The sequence below is a fragment of the Corynebacterium guangdongense genome (assembly GCF_030408915.1).
GTDB classification, from domain to species: domain Bacteria; phylum Actinomycetota; class Actinomycetes; order Mycobacteriales; family Mycobacteriaceae; genus Corynebacterium; species Corynebacterium guangdongense.
The window spans coordinates 1,927,181-1,945,322 of sequence record NZ_CP047654.1; the positions used below are offsets into that span (position 1 = coordinate 1,927,181).

An 18,142-nucleotide genomic window follows, 5' to 3' on the forward strand; every position below is an offset into this window, starting at 1 on the left:
TAGTCTGAGTAGCGACACTACTCTAGTCTGAGTAGCGACACCCGCTCCCCCGGGCGTGCCCCCGTCCGAGAAAACGACTCTTCGGTCCACGTCCCCGGGTACCCAGGAAAGGCTGGATTCACCGGTATGACCACACCGAATGCGCCCGTTGGTTCCCAACCCAATCCCCGGGAGCAGCTGACCCGGCGGGCGCTGATCGTGTGGGGCGCGGCGGTGCTTTTCTACATCGTCGCCATCTTCGGGCGCACCTCCTTCGGCGTCGCCGGGGTGGCCGCCATCGAGCGCTTCGGCGTCGACGCCTCCCGCATCGCGGTGTTCACCGCCGTCCAGATCGGCGTCTACGCCCTGGCGCAGATCCCGACGGGTCTGCTCATCGACAAGTTCGGCCCCCGCCGGGTGCTCGTCATCGGCGCGCTGGTCATGGGCAGCGGCCAGGTGTTGCTGGGTCTGACCGGCAACTACTGGGTCGCCATCGCCGCGCGCGTGCTCATCGGCGCCGGCGACGCCTCCGCGTTCCTGTCCGCGATGCGCATCCTGCCCTTCTGGTTCCCGCTGCGGCTGACGCCGCTGTTCACCCAGCTGACCAGCTCGCTCGGCCAGCTGGGCCAGTTCCTCTCGGCGGTGCCGTTCCTCATGCTGCTCAACGTGCAGGGCTGGACGGTGGCCTTCGTGTCCGTCGGCGCCGTGGCCGTGCTCGTGGCGATCTTCGGCGGCATCGCCATCGCGGACCCGCCCGAGCAGTCCCCGGCGGGACCGGGGTCGGCGGAGCAGGCGTCGGCAAGCGACGGGCCGGAACCCACCTTCTGGGCGAAGCTCTCCTACGTGCTGCACCACCCCGCGTGCTGGCAGGCGTTTTTCATCCACCATTCGGCGATGCTGTGGCAGATCGTCTTCACGCTGCTGTGGGGCGCTCCCCTGATGAAGCTGGGCATGGGCCTCTCCGACGCCCAGATCGGCCTCGTCCTGACCATCAATACCGCCACCAACGTCATCGCCGGGCCGATCATCGGGGTCATCTCCCAGCGGGCGGGCCGCAACCGCGACCGCGTCGTCGTCCTGGCCGCCACCGCCATCGCGACCGCCTGGTTCTTCTTCCTGCTGCCCGACACTCCCCCGGGCCTGGGTGCGCTCATCGCGGTCAACATCGTCATGGCCTTCCTCACCGGCACCTCCAGCTACGGTTTCGACGGGGTCCGCGAAACGCTCTCGCGCACCATCGTCGCCACTGGCACCGGACTGGGAAACATGGGCGGCTTCCTCGCGGGCATGGTCACCGCGCAGACGGTCGGCCTCCTGCTCGACTATTCGTCCCACGGCCAGACCTACACCTGGGGTGACTTCCGGTTCGCCTGGATCTCCGTGTTCGTGATCTGGGGGCTGGGCATGGTCGGTATCGCGGTCTCGAAGATTCTGCTCAAGCGCAGGCTTGCCGACGCCGCGGCGGCCCCCGGTTCCGTACGCGTGGTCGATGAGGACCAGCCCGGGAAGTGAGCGCTACTCCGGCCGGGTGAGGTAGTCGACGACCCCGCGGGGATCGTCGAGGAACTCCCGCATCGCCCGGACCGATTCGACGTCGTCGTAGGCGACCGGCAGGATTCCGGCCTCGTTGACCTCGAGGATCTCTGCCCGGGGCAGCGCGGGCAGCACGGGGGAATGGGTGGCGATGATGAACTGCGCACCCCGGTCGACGGCCTGGTCGATCTCGGCCAGCAGGGCCATCTGCCTCACGGTCGACAACCCCGCCTCGGGCTCGTCGAAGAGATAGAGGCCCGCGCCGGCGACGTGCTCGGCCACCAGGCCCAGCACGGACTCCCCGTGTGAGCGGGCGTGCAGCGACTGCCCCGAGGCCAGCACGTTGCGCCCCGCCCGGGCCGGCGGCCTGTCCGCCTCGGTCAGCAGCTGGAAGCTGGTCTCCGCCCGCAGGAAGAATCCCCGCAGCAGCGGGGCGCTGGTCCGGACGACGAGGTGGTGCGCCAGCCGGGATTCCGTTCCGGTGCGCGCAGCCCACATGTCGCCGTGAAAGCCGCCGACCGGGCCGCCCATCCCGGGGAACCCGAGGGCGAGCGCGAGCGCCTCGAGCAGGGTGGACTTGCCCGCCCCGTTGTCGCCGACCAGGACCGTGACCGGGGTGCTCAGCCTGAGGGGGCCCGTCCGCGCCAGGTGACGGACGGCCGGCAGGTCGAGGACGTAGCTCTCGACGCCCGCCGCGGCCATTGCCCTCAGCTCGGGCAGGCGCAGGGCGGAGACGATCACGCGGTCTCTAGTAGCGCCGGTCGCCGCGGAGCAGCTCGGCGATCAAGCGCAGCGCGGCGTCGGAGCCCTGGTTGGCGGTCGAGCGCATGGTCTCGGCGAAATTCTTGCCGGCCTCGTAGAGGTGGTTCTCCTCACCGTCGATGACGTCGTGGGTGTAGACCGTCGACGCCGAGTTCGGGGCCTCCGGGGTCGGCCGGGAGGTGTCGACGGCGATCGAGATCTGGCCCTCGTGCAGGGTGATCTCGGTGTCGCGGGTGGCGCCGGCCTTCTTGGCGGCCTCGACGAGAGAGACCAGGTCGCCGAAGGTGGCGTCGTGGATGTTGACGGAGATGTTCATGGCCATGAGGGGTCGGGTCCTCCTGCGGTAGTGGGTGTGATGGTTCGGTGTGGACCAACGAAGCCCACGGTAGCGCCGGAACCGCGTCCTCGCCGTGGTGGCGCCCGTATTGTCAGGGTTTTGCCCGGGTCCTCCCCGACCCCGGCTCAGGGGCCCCGCCCGCGGTCAGGAGTACTCGCGGGTCGGCGCCTCCCCCCAGAAGATCTCCTCGACCACGTTGTGGGAGCGCCGCGTGGCCCGCAGGTAAGCCTCCAGGAAGTCGTTCGACTTCTCCGGCGGCCAGCCGGCGGCCGCGGCGACCTGGGTGAGCTGCTGCCCCGGCTGCGGAAGCTGGTCGGTGCGCTTGCCGCGGACAAGCACCGTCGCATTGCGCGCGTTGGTGGCCATCCGCCAGGCGTCGCGCAGGATGTTGACCTGGCGGGCGGAGATGATCTCGTCGTTGTCGAGTTCCTCCAGCACGGCGAGGCTCTCCAGCGTGGAGGTCGTGTGCAGCGCAGGAATCTCGTGGGCGTGCTGCATCGTCAGCAGCTGGACCGTCCATTCGATGTCGCTGAGCCCGCCGCGGCCCAGTTTGGTGTGGGTGGTGCGGTCGGCGCCGTGGGGCAGCCGCTCATTGTCGATGCGCGCCTTGATGCGGCGGATTTCGCGCACGTCGGCCGCGCTGGCCCCACCCTCCGGGTAACGGAACTGATCGATCATCCTGAGGAAGCGCTCCCCGATGGCGCGGTCGCCGGCCACGGTGGTGGCGCGCAACAGGGCCTGGGTCTCCCACACCTCGCCCCATTCCCGGTAGTAGCGCTCGTAGGAGGAGATGGTGCGCACGATGGCGCCGCTGCGGCCCTCGGGGCGCAGACCCAGGTCCACCTCGAGCGGCGGGTCCGAGGAGGGTCTGGCCAGGCGGGCGCGCATCGACTCGATGATCGTCGTGGCCCACGTGATCGCGTGGGTGCTCGCCTCCGAGTCCGCCTCGGCGTCAGTCTCGGCGTCAGTCTCGGCGTCGGAAGCGGCCCCGGAGCGGGTCCCGTGGTCAAGGCCGGAGCCGGGGTCGGTGCCGGGGTCGGCGGCCACCGGTTCCGCGACGATCATGACGTCCGCGTCGGAGCCGTAGCCGAGCTCGGCGCCGCCGAGCCGGCCCATGCCGATCACCGCGATCCGGGCGGGCGGCTCATCCCACCCGTGGGTCAGCAGGCTGTGGCGCACCTCCGCCCGCAGCGCCGCCTCCAGCACCGCGTCCCACACGTAGGAGAGTTCGGAGCAGACCTGGTCGACGTCCATGAACCCCAGCAGATCCGCCGAGGCGATGCGGGCGAGCTCGGCGCGGCGCAGGGCGCGCGCCACGGCGACGGCCTTGTCCGGATCCGCGTGGCGCTTCGAGGCCGCCACCAGGGAACTGTTGACCTGGTCCGGAGCCGTTTCCAGCAGCTTCGGTCCGGAGGCGCCGTCACTGAGCTGCTTGATGATGTCCGGCGCCGCGATGATCAGGTCGGCAGCGTAAGGGCTGGTGCCAAGGATGAACATCAGCCGGCTCGCGACGACGCCCTCATCCCGGAGGATGCGCAGGAACCAGGAGCGGTCCACCGCAGTTTCGGAGAGTTTGCGGTAGTTGAGCAGTCCCGCATCCGGGTCCGCGGTAGTGCCGAGCACCTCCATGAGGCTGGGCAGCAGAATCGCCTGCAGTTTCGCCCGACGCGAATTGCCGGCCGCCAGGGCCGACAGGTGCTGGAAGGCCCGGTCGGGGTGACGGTAGCCCAGGGCGGCCAGCTGCGCGGTCGCCCCCTCCTTGGAGAGCCGGAGCTCGTCGACGCTGAGCTGGACCACCGAGTTGAGCAGCGGGCGGTAGAAGAGCTTGGTGTGCAGACCCGCCACACTGCGCCGGACCCTCTTGAGCTGCGCCTTGAGCTGATCGGTGTCGGTGGAGTCCGCGTCCGGGACGAATCCGGTGGTTGTCGCCAGCCAATTCATCGCCCGGTCGTCGTCGACGGCCGGCAGCGCGTGGGTGCGGCGCAGGCGCTGCAGCTGGAGCCGGTGCTCCAGGAGGCGGAGGAACTCGTAGGCGCGGATGAGCACGCGGCCGTCCTCCCGGCCGACGTATCCCCCGTCGATGAGCCTGCGCAGGGCCTCGGTGGTGGCGGTGACCCGCAGGTTCTCGTCGGAGCGCCCGTGCACCAGCTGCAGGAGCTGGACCGCGAACTCGACGTCACGGAGGCCGCCCCGGCCGAGTTTGAGCTCGCGTTCCTTGAGATCGGCGGGCACGGTCTCCACCACGCGCACGCGCATGGCCTGGACGTCGTCGACGAAGGACTCACGCTGGGAGGCGGTCCACACCATCGGGTCGATGAGGGCGCGGTACTGCTCCCCGAGGGCGATGTCCCCGGTCATCGGCCGGGCCTTGAGCAGCGCCTGAAACTCCCAGGTGCTCGCCCAGCGGCGGTAGTACGCCCGGTGGCTGTCGAGGGTGCGGGTCAGCGCCCCGGATCGGCCTTCGGGGCGCAGGTTCGCGTCGACCTCGAAGAAGCAGGCCGAGCCGATGCGCATGAACTCGCTGGCGGTGCGGTTGATCTTCGTGGTGACCGGCTCAGCGACGAAGATGACGTCGACGTCCGAGATGTAGTTGAGCTCCCCGGCGCCGCATTTGCCCATGGCGATGACCGCCAGACGCGAGTCCACGGGCGCGGAGCCGTAGACGGTGGCCACGGCCACGGCCAGCGCGGCGGTGAGAGCGGCGTCGGCGAGCGAGGTGAGCAGGCTCGTCAGGGGCTCGAAGTCCAGCCGCGGCTGACCGGCGCCGTGACCGCGCCGGGCGGCGAAGGTGCCGGCCAGGTCGCAGGCTGCGATGCGCATGATCAGCGTCCGGTAGGTCGTGGTCAGGGTCAGTTTGGCCTCGTGGCCGGTCAGTCCGGCGCGGTAGGTGCCGGGGGTGGTCAGCTCCGGGGAGGCGGTGTCGTGTCCGGCCTCACCCGTCTCGGGATCGACGATGACGTCCGCGGGGACGGCGTGGACGGCGGAGAGCATCGAGACCATGAGCGCGTCGAAGTCCGGGACGGGCTCGGCCAGCTCCACCCAGGTCTGTGGCTGGGCGATCAGATGGTCGCCCAGTGCGGTGGAACCGCCGAGCAGGGCGAGCAGCCTGACCCGGAGGATCTCGTCGGTGCGGAGTGCATGGTCGAGCTCGGTGTAGCGCTCGCCGAGGGCGTCGGCGAGGCGCCGGAGGGCGTTGAGGGCCAGGTCAGGGTCGCCGGCACCGGCCAGCGTCCAGAGCAGGGCCTCCGAGCCGGGGGTGGTCCAGCCGAGAAATTCCAGGTCCTCGGCCACGTGCGGCCCGGAAAGTCCGAGCGCCGCCGGGGACGGGAGCACGCGGCGCGGTCGTGCTGCGGCCATGGACGCTGCCTCCGTTCAGGTGTCGCGGGTTAGTAGTCGGTCGAGTGGCGCAGCTCCCACGGGGTGATCTGCTCGGTGTAGGTGTGCCACTCCTCCCACTTGGAGCGGAGGAAGAACTCGAAGATGTGCTCTCCCAGCACCTCGGCCATGAACTCGCTCTTCTCCAGATGGCGTAGCGCCTCGTCCAGGCTGGACGGGAGATCCTTGTAGCCCATCGCCCGGCGTTCACGGCGGGTCAGTCCGGCGACGTTGTCCTCGGCGGGCTCCTCCAGCGGGTACTCCTCCTGGATTCCGCGCAGACCGGCGGCCAGGACCGCCGCGTAGGCGAGGTAGGGGTTGGCCGCCGAGTCGAGGGAACGCACCTCTATGCGGCGGGACTCGGCCTTGTGCAGGCGGTAGGTCGGTACCCGCACCAGCGCGGAGCGGTTGGAGATCCCCCAGGTCACTGCGGTGGGCGCCTCATTGCCGAACTGGAGGCGCTTGTAGGAGTTCACCCACTGGTTGGTCACCGCCGAGATCTCGTGGGCGTGGTGGAGGATGCCGGCGATGAAGTGACGTCCCGTCTTCGACAGGGAAATCTCGTCGTCCGGATCATGGAAGGCGTTGGAGTCGCCCTCGAAAAGCGAGAAGTGGGTGTGCATGGCCGAGCCGGCGTACTCCTGGAACGGCTTGGGCATGAACGTCGCCCGCACCCCCGCGTGCGCGGCCGCCTGCTTGGCCAGATAGCGGAAGGTCAGGACGTTGTCGGCCATGGTCAGCACGTCGGCGTGGCGCAGGTCGATCTCCTGCTGGCCCGGCGAGGTCTCGTGGTGGGAGAACTCGGTGACGATGCCCATTTCCTCCAGCGCCTGCATCATGCGCCGACGGAAGGAGGGCGCGTCGAGGTTGGTCGACTGGTCGAAGTACCCGCCGTAGTCCGTCGGCACCAGCGGCTCTCCCTTCGGGGTGTCCTTGACCAGGTAGAACTCTATCTCCGGACTCGCGTTGCAGGTGAAGCCGTTGTCGGCGGCGGCCAGCACCTGGCGACGCAGCACCTGCCGCGGATCCGCCAGCGAGGGTTGCCCGTCGGGCATGACGACGTCGCAGAACATGCGGGCGGCCTGCAGATCCGACAGATCGACGTCGGTGGGGATGATCTGGAACGTGGAGGGGTCCGGCAGCATCAGCGTGTCCGACTCGCTGATCCGGGAGAACCCCTCGATCGAGGAACCGTCGAAGCCCGCTCCCTCCTCGAAAGCGCCCTCCAACTCGTTGGTGCTCATCATGACCGATTTGAGCTGCCCGGTGATGTCCGTGAACCACAGCCGGATGAACCGGATGTCGCGTTCTTCTACGGCGTTCAGCACGAATTCCTGTTGGCTGTTCATGACTGCCACTGTAGAACGGCGACCGGACACCGGGGCCGGGTTCCGCCCCGGGCCCGGCTTTGCTCGCTTCCACCGCTGCTTGACGACGCCCGCATCACCGCAGGTGGCGACAGTACGGCCCGCCCCAATCCGGGGGTGATTGGGCGGTGGCGTGTCGGAGCCGGGTGATGGGATGGGTCCTGAGACCGCGACAGAGTGTCGCCGACGCCGGCCATCAGGGGGATGACCGTCCGGGCCGCGGTCCGACCACCGCCACACATTCGAGGGGAAACCGATGAACAACGACCTGCTCCAGGCCACCGTCAATGCCGCACGTCTTCAGATCCTTGACGCCGGGGCCCGTGGCTGGCTGCCCGATGATCTGCGCCATGTGCTGAGCACCGGCCCCGGCCTAGACCACCTGCTCCACACGGCCGCCGACCTGATCACCTTCCTGCCCGGCCCCGTCGCCGAGCGCTGGCGACGACAGTCCAGGCGCGGCGGTCGCCCGCCCCGGGACATGTCCCTGCTTCGGACGTGGATCGTCGAGCTGCGCCAATTGACCGACATTCCCGGCGCCGACACCGTCCTGCGTACCGATGAGGAGGCGCTGGCCGGTCTCGACGAGCCTCAGCTCAAGGCCCATCAACGGGTCCAGGCGCTGCTGGCCAAGGCGGAGTCGACCACCTACGAGGAGGAGGCGAAGGCCCTGCTGGAAAAAGCCGCCCAGCTGCGGCAACGCTACCGCCTGGCGGAGATCCTGGACGAGCTGACCTCCGGCGAGGGCCCGACCATCGCGACCGCCCGTATCCACCTTCGCGCGCCCTGGGTGCCGCACCAGGCGCAGCTGCTCGGGGCGGTCGCCCAGCCCAACGGGTGCAGGGCCATCCTGTTTCACCGGAAGGGGTTGGCGCTGATCGTCGGCGAGACGGCGGACGTCCGCCACGTCACCGCGACCTTCGCCAGCGTCAACCGCCAGCGCGATTGGTTCATGCGCAACTCCCCCGGAGCGCGGGCAGCCCGCAAATTCGACGAGACCAGCGCCTACCGCCGAAGTTTCCAGCTCTCCTACGCCACCGAGATCGGCCGCCTGCTGCGCGACGCCGCCACCGTCCCGCAGGACGCACACCGCGGTGCGCGGGAGGAGGCGGCCGGGAAGGACGCCCTGCCCGCCCTCACCCACCGCGAGGTCGCCGTCGCCGACGCATTCAACCGAATGTTCCCCCGCCGCTCCTCAATGAACCTGAGTTCGCGGCATCCGGGCGGCCACGCCGACGGCCGGGATGCCGCCCACAATTCCAAGCTCGGTCCTGATCAGGAAGCCGGCTTGCGGGGCAGGCGGGCGTTGTCCCGGTAGGCTGGGATGTCAGTGAGCACCCGTTCCGGCTGCTGTCCGCCGCCCGGGCGGCGTGCTGTTTTCACCCGGTTCAACAGATCGAGGAGAGTGACCGTCAACGATGGCCATCAATAAGTTTCATGAGGTAGAAATTAAGTTCGCGGTCGACGGCGCCACCACGGTCCCCGATCTGACCCGGCTGCCGGAGGTGGAATCCATCGGCTCCACCCGCGAACACCGTCTGTCCGCCATCTACTACGACACCCGGGACCTGCGCCTGACCCGGGAGAAGATCACGCTGCGCCGGCGCACCGGTGGAGAGGACGATGGCTGGCACATCAAGCTACCCGCCGACTCCGGACGCATCGAGTTGCACGCGGAGCTCGGTGACCCCGTCAACGGGGTCTATCACGTGCCGGACGATCTGTTGGCCCAGGTGCGGGCGATCGTCCGCAACCATGAGCTGGCCCCCGTCGCGCAGGTGGACAACCACCGCACCGAGTCCACGCTCTGCCTGGCCGACGGTACGCCGATCGGCGAGTTCTGCGATGACCGGGTCACCGCCTGGTCCCTGCTTCCCGGGGGCGCGCAGACCTCCTGGCGGGAGTGCGAGGTCGAGCTGGCCGAGCCGATGATCGGCACCGACATCGGGGCCGACTTCCTCCACTCGATCACCGAGCTTCTCATCGGCGCCGGGGCCCGCCGTTCCTCCTCCCCGTCGAAGCTGGCGGCGGCGCTGGGCGACTCCGTCGACCACGCCCCGGTGCCGGCGCACCTGCGCGATCCCGATCTGGACGAGGACTCGGCCGCCGCCGGCGTGATCACCGCTCTGCGTGCCAACCGGGACAAGCTCATCGAGTATGACCCCAAGGTCCGCCGCGATGAGTGGGATTCCGTCCATCAGATGCGCGTGGCCACCCGCGAGCTGCGCAGCCACATGGAGACCTTCGACGGCGTCCTCGCCGGCGAGGCCATCAAGCAGCTGCTCGCCGAGCTGAAGATTCTGGCCTCCATCCTGGGCCGAGCCCGCGACGCTGAGGTGGTCGAGGAGCGCTTCCACGCGCTGCTGGACGCGGAGGACTCCGACGTCATCGACGCGACCGCGCGCGAGCACATTCGCGAGGACATGGGCGCCGAATACCGCCGGGCCCACCGCCACGTCGTCGCGGCGTTGGATTCCGACCGTTACCTGGACATGCTGGACGCCATCGACGAGCTGCTCGCCGATCCCCCGTTGGCCGGGGCACACCGGCTCGACGAGGACGAGGTCACTGCCGCCACGGGCCGCCACGCCGCCACCGACGACGCAGACACGGACACCTCCGCGGCCCCCGCCGAGGAGGAACCGGAGCTGTCCCCGGAGGAGGTTCTGCTCAGCCACCTCGAGGAGGCCTACCGGAAGCTGCTCAAGCGGCACCGCCGCGCGGTCGACAACTGGGACAATCACGAACTCACGCTGCATGAGCGCGAGGACTACTTCCATGACATGCGTAAGTCAGCCAAGAAGCTGCGCTACGCCGCCGAAGCCGTCGGCGCCGCCACCCGGGTCAAGACCAAGCGGCTCTACAAGGCCTGCAAGGATCTGCAGTCCTCGCTGGGGGATTTCCAGGATTCCGTCACCTCCCGCGACAAGCTGGTCCACCTCGCGCAGGCCGCCGACCGCCGAGGGGAGAGCACTTTCGCCTACGGGCTGCTCTACCAGCGCGAACGCTTCCTCGGCTTGCAGGCACTCGAGGAGTACAAGGACGGCGTCAAGCAGATCAAGGCCTCCTTCGGACGCCTCAAGCTCACGAAGAAGAAGTAGCGCCGCTCCGCCCATGACACCGGGCCCGCACCTTCCTGTGGTGCGGGCCCGGTGAGTGTTCGCGGGGCGGGGGTTACTTCTCCCAGGAGGCGGGTTCGCCCCAGTTGTCCTCGGCCTCCGCCTCGGCGCGTTCGGCCGCGTCGGCGGCCTCGGTGCGGGCCCGGGCGATTTCCAGTGCGGAGGCGGCCTCCTGCCTGGTGTCGTAGGGGCCCATGCGGTCTGACCAGGAATCCACCTTGCCCTGTCGGACTTCGCCCGTGGCCAGGTTGTAGTACCACTTCTCGTCGGACATGATGTGTTCTCCTTACGAAAATGTCGCGTATTCATCAGACACCTGTGGGTGTCGGCTTACATGGTCAAGGCTACCGGCGTGGGCGACGCCGTGGGGCCGGCAAGTAGAGTGGGCCTCCTGATGTCTGCTGGAAGCGCGCCTTCCTCTCCCCCAATACCCACCGTGACCCCAACAAGGAGTGAGCCCATCATGCCGATGTGGACCGTCACCGACACCCCGGCCCACGAGCGGGCCCGCCGCCTGCACGAGGAAATCACCGGCACCGGGGCCGTCGCCGTCGCTGATGCGCCGGCCACCTACCCGCTGATCGGCGAGCACGTGGACCATGCCGGTGGTCTGGTCATCGTCGGGGTCGCCGATCTGCGCGCGGCCGTGGCCTACTCGCCCCGCCCGGACTCCGTGATCAGGGTCAGCTCCCAGCGCTACGGCGCGGACGGCGCCCCGGGCGAGGTCGAGACCGACACCATCGACGTCGCCGTCGTCAGTGAGCGTGCCGCCGAGCAGCAGTCGGCCATCGACCAGGAGGGTCAGCCGGTCACGCCGGACGCGCCGGTCGGCGGCGCCGCCGCGCGGGTCGGTGGCCTGGTCTGGACGTTGGTGCACCGTCAGCTGCTCTCCCGCGAGACCCAGGGCATGGACGTCACGATCGTCTCGGACATCCCGGCCGGTCTCGGGCTGGGGGCGGACACCGCCGTCGACGCCGCGCTCGCGGTGGCACTGCAGGCCGCGTCCCCGGAGCTGGGGGACGCTCCCCTGCGGGCCCGGCTGGCCGAGATCGCGTCCCAGGCGGCGGACACCTTCTCCGCGCGGCCGGCGTTGCGGGCGCGCCACACCGCGGCGCTGCGCTGCCCGGGCGACACGGTCTCGATCATCGACTACGCCGACGGGTCCGTCACCCAGGCGCCGCACCCGGTGAACCGCGAGGTCCGCGGTTTCGTCGTCGGCCTCCCGGTCGAGAAGCAGAGGGACGCCGCCGAGGCCTACGCGCTGATCCGCCGGCAGCGACTCTTCCTCGAGGAGGCCTGCCGGGCGTTCGGGACCGAGACGCTGCGCCAGCTCCCCGACGCCGCCACCCGAGTGCTCGACTGGCTGCAGGCGGTCCACAAGGTCCGCGGTCCGGAGGAGGCGGCCTCCACCGAGCAGGCCGACGCCTGGCTCAGCTTCATCGACGCGGAGACCGGTCGCGCCCAGCGTGCCGCCCGGGCGCTGCGCTCGCGGCGGGGCGAGGAGATCGGGCAGCTGCTGGCGCAATCTCAGGCCGAGCTCAACGCCCGGCTGGGTCTGCCGGCCTCCGATGAGCTGGCGGAGCTGGCCCGGGTCCGTGGCGCCCTGTCCGCGCGGGCCACGAGCGCGGGGCTGGGCGAGTCGGTGGTGGCGCTGGTCCCGGCGGCCCGGGCGGCCAATTTCGCGGCCGATCTCGTGGCGGAGGGCTTCATCGTCGTGGAACTGGCGCCGGGGGCGCGTGCGGATCTCGCCCCGGAGCCCAGCGCATAACCGGGTGGTCCCCGACGCGGCGCCGCAGCCTGGCTGCGGCGCCGCGTCACTGTTTCCGAAGGCGGCCACACCCCCGATGCTTGAAGTTTTTGTTTATTTGACAACCAAAGATGTTGACGTATCATACTCAAGCAGTGGAGCCCCTGCTCCCACAAACAACTTTCCGAGGAGAACGTCATGACCAAGATCGCCATCGTCACCGGCACCACCCGCACCGGCCGCAACAACCGTCAGGTCGCCGAGTGGGTCTACAACGCAGCCGTTGCCCGGGGCGGCGCCGAGTTTGAGCTCGTCGACATCGCCGACTACAAGCTGCCGCTGCTCGGCGAGGAGCTCTCCGCCGAGGAGCAGGAGAAGGCCAACGCCAACATCGCCGCCTTCTCCGCCAAGATGGCCGAGGCCGACGGCTACGTCTTCATCACCGCCGAGTACAACCACTCCCCGGCCCCGGCCCTGACCAACGCCCTGGCCTACCTGCGCGACGAGGTCTCCAACAAGGCCGCCGGCCTGGTCGGCTACGGCTCCGCCATGGGCGCCCGCGCCGTGGAGCACCTGCGCGGCATCCTCTCCGAGTTCCAGATCGCCCACGTCCAGAAGCAGGGCATGTTCTCCCTGTTCACCGACTTCGAGGAGTTCTCCACCTTCAAGCCGACCGAGATGCAGGCCGCCTCCGTCGAGCCGATGCTCGAGCAGACCATCGCCTGGACCGAGGCCCTCATCCCGGTTCGCCAGCGCGCCCTGGCCACCGTCAACGCCTAAGACGCGAACCGTCCCGCGGCGTCACCCCACCCGGGGTGGCGCCGCGTTCCGCGTTAATCGGCGGGCCAGGCGAACTGCACCTCACGGGTCCCGACGTCCGCGCGGATGAGCGAGACACTGGTTCGGGTCCCCTCCTCCGGGGCGCCCAGCGACTCCCCGAAGACCGGTGGCTCGTGCACGAAGAGACGGGCCCTGCGCTCCTGCCCGTCGGTGTGCAGGATGGTCGCGTCGAAGTTGTGCCCCAGCCAGGGCGCCAGCACCGTCGCTTCAGTCAACCGCAGGCAGGCCCTGTCGACGCTGTTGGCGAACTGCGAGGTGCGGTGCATGGCGTCGACGACCGCGTCGGCGCGGGCGAGCACCCACTCGGGCACCTCGTACCCGCCGGCGATGGCGAGACAGTACTCCGTCGCGAAGCGGTCGACGAGTCGGCGCAGCGGCGCGGTCACGTGCGCGTAATGCCCGCCGACGCCGGCGTGGACCTCGGCGCCGCCGTTCTCCACCCGGCCGTAGCCGGACCCGCGCAGCAGCTTCTGCGCCTCACGCATCACGGCCATGCCCGCCGCGGAGGTGGCGTCGACGCCCGCGAGAAACCGGGAAATCGAGTCGGCGTCAGCAAGCGGGAAGCCCAGGGCGCGCACCTCGAAACGGAATTCCGCCTCCCCCTCCGGGGTGGCCGGGCGCAGCGTACGCAGCAGGCCCCGGCCGTGGGCGACCATCATCTGCCCGGCGCACATGCCGGTCAGCAGCGAGATCTCCGAGTTATAGTCCATGACGTCCGGGCGCGGTTCGATGACGAGCTCGTAGCGCCCGTCGACGCCGCGCTCGACGCGCTGGGAGGGGATGCGCAGGTTGATCGCTTCTCGACGCAGGCTCGATTCCTGGCGCAGGCGCCCCACGGCCGGCAGCAGCTCGATCGAGGGATGCATCCGCCCGGCGTCGAGGTCGGCCTGCACCCCGTCATAATCCAGCTTGGCGACCGAGCGCACCGTCACCCGCTCCACCTGCACGTCCATCACCTCCCCGGCGTCGTCCAGGTCGATGCTCCACAGGACGGCGGGGCGGTCGACGTCGGGAAGCAGCGAGGCGGATCCCTCCGACAGTGGCGCCGGATGCAGGCGGGCGGGCTCATCCGGCAGGTAGATCGTCTGGCCGCGGCGCAGCGACTCGGCCTCCAGCGACGATCCCGGCTCGATGAAGGCGGCGACGTCGGCGATCGCGTAATGCACCCGGTAACCCGTCCCGCGCGCCTCGATGTGCACCGCCTGGTCCAGGTCCCGCGAACCGGCGGGATCGATGGTCACGAAGGCGATGTCGCGGGCGTCCCGGCGCTGGTCGGCGAAGCGGTCGGTGGCCTGCGCCGCGGCGTCGACCAGATCGTCCGGAAAGACCGTGGGGATGTTGAACTCCTCCGCGATCGGTCGAAAATCCAGAGCTGCCGCGTAGAGTTTCATAAGCCCCAATTGTTGCATGTAGAGGGCGGATGAGTCAGCCTATAAGCCGGATTCTGTCCCTTCAGGGGGCGATCATCCATCTGGACGCACCATCGCTGGGCGCCTCAAGCAGCTACCTTCAGGCTGGGCGGGCAGCCCGTGACGCCTGAACCGGACCGCATCGCTGCGGCCTGTCATGCCTTGCTCCCGGTGGGGTTTACCTGGCCACCGCTGTCACCAGCGATGCCGGTGCGCTCTTACCGCACCCTTTCACCCTTACCCGGGACATGCCCGGGCGGTCTACTTTCTGTTGCACTTTCCCGCAGGTCGCCCTGGGTTGCCGTTAGCAATCACCGTGCCCTGTGGAGTCCGGACTTTCCTCGACCCCCGCCTAACGGCGCCCGCCGCCGGTTCGGGAAGCCGCGATCACCCGGCCAACTCATCCGCAGGCTCCGAGTTTACGCCCGGAAGGGGGTTTTCCGGTAACCGCTCCCCGGGCAGGCCCCGCAGATCGGTGTTCGTCTCGAAAGAGACCGCGGTTTCCGGGCGCGGCCCTGCGCGACGAACGCCCGGGAATTACTTCAGCCCCTCGATATGCTGGTACTCCCCCACCGAGCGCACCACCATCGGCACCGGCGCCTGGCTGCCGAACAGGTCGACGACGCTGATCGCGGCCAGGGGCAGGAAGAGTTTGGCGTAGAAGCTCTTGCCCGCGCCGAAGGCCTGGCGCAGGAAGGACTTGATGGGGTTGACGTGGCTGACGACCAGCACCGTCTTGCCCGGATACCGCTTCTCCAGCTGGCGGCGCACGGCACGCACGCGTTTGTTGACGTCCTCGTTGGATTCGCCGTTGGGCGCGGCCAGCGCGGAGTCGGTCACCCACGCCTGGTGGTAGGCGGGGTCCATCGCGTCGGCCTCGTCGAAGGTCTTGCCTTCGTAGTCGCCGAAATCGCATTCCCGCAGGTCATTGATAATCTCGACGGTGAGGCCGAGGCGCGTGGCCACGGCGTCGGCGGTCTGCGTGCAGCGCGAGAGCGGCGAGGAGACGACGACGTCGATGCCGCGGCCGACGAGCACCTCGGCGGCCGCCTCCGCCTGGCGACGACCCAGATCGGTCAGCGGCACGTCGCGCAGTCCGGCGTAGACGCCGGCGGCCGACATCTCGGTCTGGCCGTGCCGCAGCAGGATGAGACGGGTCGGCTGGTGGGTCGCCCCGGTCCAGGCGGTGGTAGCCTGGTGCTCCTGCAGGGAGGTGTCGCCGTTGCCGTTGGTGAAGAGGGTCGTGGCTGCGGAGCCCGCCGGCGCCCCGGAATCGGCGCGGGCGAGCTCCGCCGCCGACGCCCCGCCGACGATGCCCGGCTCGTGGCCGGAGGCGGCGGCGTCCATCGCGTCGTTGGAGAGCTTGTCGGCGACGGTGTTCTGGGCGCGCGGCACCCAGGTGTAGGCGACGCGGTCGAACTGCTGGGCCAGACGGCGGGCCTCCATGGCCAGCTTCTGCATGTCCGGGTGCTTGATCTTCCAACGCCCGGACATCTGCTCGACGACGAGCTTGGAGTCCAGGAACACGTAGACCTCGGAGGCGCCCAGCTCGGCGGCGGCCTCGAGCCCGCGGAGCAGGCCGTGGTACTCGGCGACGTTGTTGGTGGACTTGCGCCCCACCACGTAGACGATCTCGCGCAGCAGGTCACCGGTGGCGGCGTCATAGACGGCGGTGCCGGAGCCGGCCACGCCCGGGTTGCCGCGGGAACCGCCGTCGGCGAAGACGTTGACTTTCAAAGACATCTAGGCGGACTCACCGACGCCGATGCTGCGCACGAGGTAGGACCCGCAGTTCGGGCACTGCGGCAGCTCGTCGGCGGGGGCGTTGTTGATGCGGGTGCGGTCGGCCGCCGGCAGCACCAGGAAGCAGGAGCCGCAGGTGCGCTTGTTGAAGAAGGCGGCGCCGACCTCGTTCTCGACGCGCTGATCCTCGTAGGCGGCGAGCACGTCCGCGGGCAGCTGGGCACGCAGCTCAGCGATACGCGCCTGCGGGTCCTGCAGGTGCGCGGAGGCACCGTTGGCCGCTTCGGCGGCGCGCTCCGCGAGCTCGATCTGGCGGGCGACGTCGTCGACGCGGGCGCCGTGGACGTCGCGGTTGTTGCGCAGGGCGGCGATCTCGTTGTGACATTCCTTGAGCTCGCTCATGAGGTCGGCGATGCGAGACTTGGTCGCGTAGAGGTCGTGGTCGAGGTCCTTGCGCTTCTCCGGGTCGGTCTCGCTCTGCAGCTTCTGCTTGTTGTCGGCTTCACGGCGGCGCAGCTTGCGTTCGTCCTCCTGGATGCGCAGGATGTCGAGCTCCATGTCGTCGACGGCCATCTGGGCCGAGGACGCGGCGGAGCGGATTTCCTTCTGCTCCTGCAGGAGTCGTTCCAGTTCCTGCTGTTCCGGGGTCACCAGGGCCTCGGGCGCGACGGTCAGCTTGCGCTGCGTGGTCGCCAGGTCCAGCAGGACGGGGTGGAGTGCGCGGTCTAGTTTCATGGAAACCACCTTATCGAGTGCGGCTCGGCGTCCGGTGCGCGGATACCGTCCACGGGTCGGTGCGGGTCGGGATGATCAGGGTTTCGGTGCCCGCGTCCCGGGAGACGATCTCGGCGACCTGGCTGGTCCAGGGGTATTCGCTGGCCCAGTGGGCGGTGTCGATGACGGCGCAGCCCCCGGCGCGGATGTGCTCGTCGACCGGGTGGTGGCGCAGATCGGAGGTGACCAAAACGTCGACGTCCATGCGGGCGACGGTGGCCAGCATCGAGTCGCCGGCTCCGGAAGAGACGGCCACGGTGCGGATGATCGCGTCCGGATCGCCGGCGGCGCGCACGCCCCAGGTCGTTTCGGGGAGACGGTCGGCGACCTGCTGGGTGAAGTCACGCAGGGTCATCGGCTCGGGGAGCTCGCCGATGCGGCCGAGGCCGTAGGCCTTGTCCAGGTCCGTATCGTCGGCCATCTCGACGATGTCGAAGGCGGGTTCCTCGTAGGGGTGCTCCTCCCGCAGCACCGTGAGGAGCCGGTGGCGCAGACGCCGGGAGGCGACGAACTCCACGCGCAGTTCCGTCGAGCGGTGCGCCAGGCCGACGGTGCCCTCGGTCGGCTCGGCGCCCTCGTGGGGCGTGAACTGGCCGACCCCGGTGATCTCGTAGGCGCAGTCGTGGTAGTTGCCGATGGTCCCGGCGCCGGCGTCGAAAAGCGCGCGCTTGAGCTTCTCGGCGTCCTTGCCCAGGACGTGGACGCCCCAGTGGTCGTAGGCGTCCAGATATTTCGGCTTGATGGGGCGGCCGGGGACAATGCCGACGAGTTCGGCGAGCCGGTCGTTGACGCCCGGACGGGCGGAGTCGGCGTTGGTGTGGGCGGCGAAGAGCGCGCAACCGCCGCGGATGAGCCGGTGGATGATGCGGCCCTTGGCCGTGTCGGCCGCCACGGTGTCGACGCCGCGCATCAGCAGCGGGTGGTGGACGACGAGCATCTCGACCTCGGCGGCGAGCGCCTCATCGACCACGGCGTCGGTCGCCTCCAGCGCGAAGGCGGTGCGGGTGACCTCGTCAGCGGGGTCCCCGCAGATCAGACCCACGGAATCCCAGTCTTCGGCCAGGGCAGGCGGGTAGGCGGTCTCAAGAACGTCGACGATGTCTGCAACGGTGGTCATGACACCCCATCCTACGGTTTCCTGGGGTAGAACTGGGCTC

At 69.5% G+C, this 18,142-nt stretch carries 14 protein-coding genes and 1 other RNA gene; 5 read left to right on the forward strand and 10 right to left on the reverse strand.

Annotated elements, in window-relative coordinates:
- Window positions 1-126: 126 nt before the first annotated feature.
- The gene (locus tag CGUA_RS09080; RefSeq protein WP_290194917.1) at window positions 127-1,491 is read left to right on the forward strand and encodes an MFS transporter; all 1,365 of its coding nucleotides are present in this window, start codon (window positions 127-129) and stop codon (window positions 1,489-1,491) included.
- Between the two features lie 3 nt (window positions 1,492-1,494).
- Here CGUA_RS09080 and CGUA_RS09085 read toward each other — a convergent pair whose 3' ends face one another.
- Genes CGUA_RS09085 through CGUA_RS09100 form a run of 4 tightly spaced genes read right to left on the reverse strand, consistent with a single transcriptional unit; the run spans window position 1,495 to window position 7,335 of the window.
- Window positions 1,495-2,253, reverse strand: a complete 759-nt coding sequence (locus CGUA_RS09085; RefSeq protein WP_290194919.1) for an AAA family ATPase — start codon at window positions 2,251-2,253, stop codon at window positions 1,495-1,497.
- A 7-nt stretch (window positions 2,254-2,260) separates the two neighbouring features.
- Complete coding sequence (locus CGUA_RS09090) at window positions 2,261-2,740, reverse strand: hypothetical protein (RefSeq protein ID WP_494337337.1); 480 nt, start codon at window positions 2,738-2,740, stop codon at window positions 2,261-2,263.
- Window positions 2,741-2,755: 15 nt separating this feature from the next.
- A complete protein-coding gene (locus tag CGUA_RS09095; protein ID WP_290194924.1) occupies window positions 2,756-5,968 on the reverse strand; it encodes a bifunctional [glutamine synthetase] adenylyltransferase/[glutamine synthetase]-adenylyl-L-tyrosine phosphorylase in 3,213 nt (1,070 codons plus the stop codon).
- Window positions 5,969-5,997: 29 nt separating this feature from the next.
- Window positions 5,998-7,335 (reverse strand): glutamine synthetase family protein, encoded by a 1,338-nt coding sequence (locus tag CGUA_RS09100; protein ID WP_290194926.1) that lies wholly within the window; start codon window positions 7,333-7,335, stop codon window positions 5,998-6,000.
- A gap of 274 nt (window positions 7,336-7,609) precedes the next feature.
- Between CGUA_RS09100 and CGUA_RS09105 the strand changes: the two genes are divergently transcribed.
- Both CGUA_RS09105 and CGUA_RS09110 read left to right on the forward strand, forming a co-directional pair.
- Window positions 7,610-8,671: a DUF2786 domain-containing protein gene (locus CGUA_RS09105; protein WP_290194927.1), complete on the forward strand. Its 1,062-nt coding sequence runs from the start codon at window positions 7,610-7,612 to the stop codon at window positions 8,669-8,671.
- A gap of 100 nt (window positions 8,672-8,771) precedes the next feature.
- Window positions 8,772-10,454 carry a CYTH and CHAD domain-containing protein gene (locus CGUA_RS09110; protein ID WP_290194929.1) on the forward strand — a complete coding sequence of 561 codons (1,683 nt, stop codon included), beginning with the start codon at window positions 8,772-8,774 and terminating at the stop codon, window positions 10,452-10,454.
- A gap of 73 nt (window positions 10,455-10,527) precedes the next feature.
- Here CGUA_RS09110 and CGUA_RS09115 read toward each other — a convergent pair whose 3' ends face one another.
- Window positions 10,528-10,746, reverse strand: coding sequence for a hypothetical protein (locus CGUA_RS09115; RefSeq protein ID WP_290194931.1), 219 nt, complete (start codon window positions 10,744-10,746; stop codon window positions 10,528-10,530).
- Window positions 10,747-10,935: 189 nt separating this feature from the next.
- Between CGUA_RS09115 and CGUA_RS09120 the strand changes: the two genes are divergently transcribed.
- Together CGUA_RS09120 and CGUA_RS09125 are read left to right on the forward strand one after the other, a co-directional pair.
- Window positions 10,936-12,240: a galactokinase family protein gene (locus CGUA_RS09120; protein WP_290194933.1), complete on the forward strand. Its 1,305-nt coding sequence runs from the start codon at window positions 10,936-10,938 to the stop codon at window positions 12,238-12,240.
- 177 nt (window positions 12,241-12,417) lie between these two features.
- Complete coding sequence (locus CGUA_RS09125) at window positions 12,418-12,999, forward strand: NADPH-dependent FMN reductase (protein ID WP_290194935.1); 582 nt, start codon at window positions 12,418-12,420, stop codon at window positions 12,997-12,999.
- 53 nt (window positions 13,000-13,052) lie between these two features.
- On the opposite strand, the gene CGUA_RS09130 is transcribed toward CGUA_RS09125, so the two are convergent.
- The 5 genes from CGUA_RS09130 to CGUA_RS09150 all read right to left on the reverse strand — a co-directional run bounded on the left by CGUA_RS09130 (window position 13,053) and on the right by CGUA_RS09150 (window position 18,102).
- Entirely contained in the window at window positions 13,053-14,450 is a 1,398-nt protein-coding gene (locus tag CGUA_RS09130) for an RNB domain-containing ribonuclease (protein ID WP_290194937.1), read from the reverse strand.
- A gap of 26 nt (window positions 14,451-14,476) precedes the next feature.
- Window positions 14,477-14,871: RNase P RNA component class A (gene rnpB, locus CGUA_RS09135), an RNA gene on the reverse strand.
- A 134-nt stretch (window positions 14,872-15,005) separates the two neighbouring features.
- The gene (locus tag CGUA_RS09140; protein WP_290198364.1) at window positions 15,006-16,205 is read right to left on the reverse strand and encodes a bifunctional RNase H/acid phosphatase; all 1,200 of its coding nucleotides are present in this window, start codon (window positions 16,203-16,205) and stop codon (window positions 15,006-15,008) included.
- Between the two features lie 6 nt (window positions 16,206-16,211).
- Window positions 16,212-16,946, reverse strand: coding sequence for a zinc ribbon domain-containing protein (locus CGUA_RS09145; RefSeq protein WP_290194939.1), 735 nt, complete (start codon window positions 16,944-16,946; stop codon window positions 16,212-16,214).
- Window positions 16,947-16,956: 10 nt separating this feature from the next.
- Window positions 16,957-18,102 (reverse strand): Nif3-like dinuclear metal center hexameric protein, encoded by a 1,146-nt coding sequence (locus CGUA_RS09150; RefSeq protein ID WP_290194941.1) that lies wholly within the window; start codon window positions 18,100-18,102, stop codon window positions 16,957-16,959.
- Window positions 18,103-18,142: the final 40 nt, after the last annotated feature.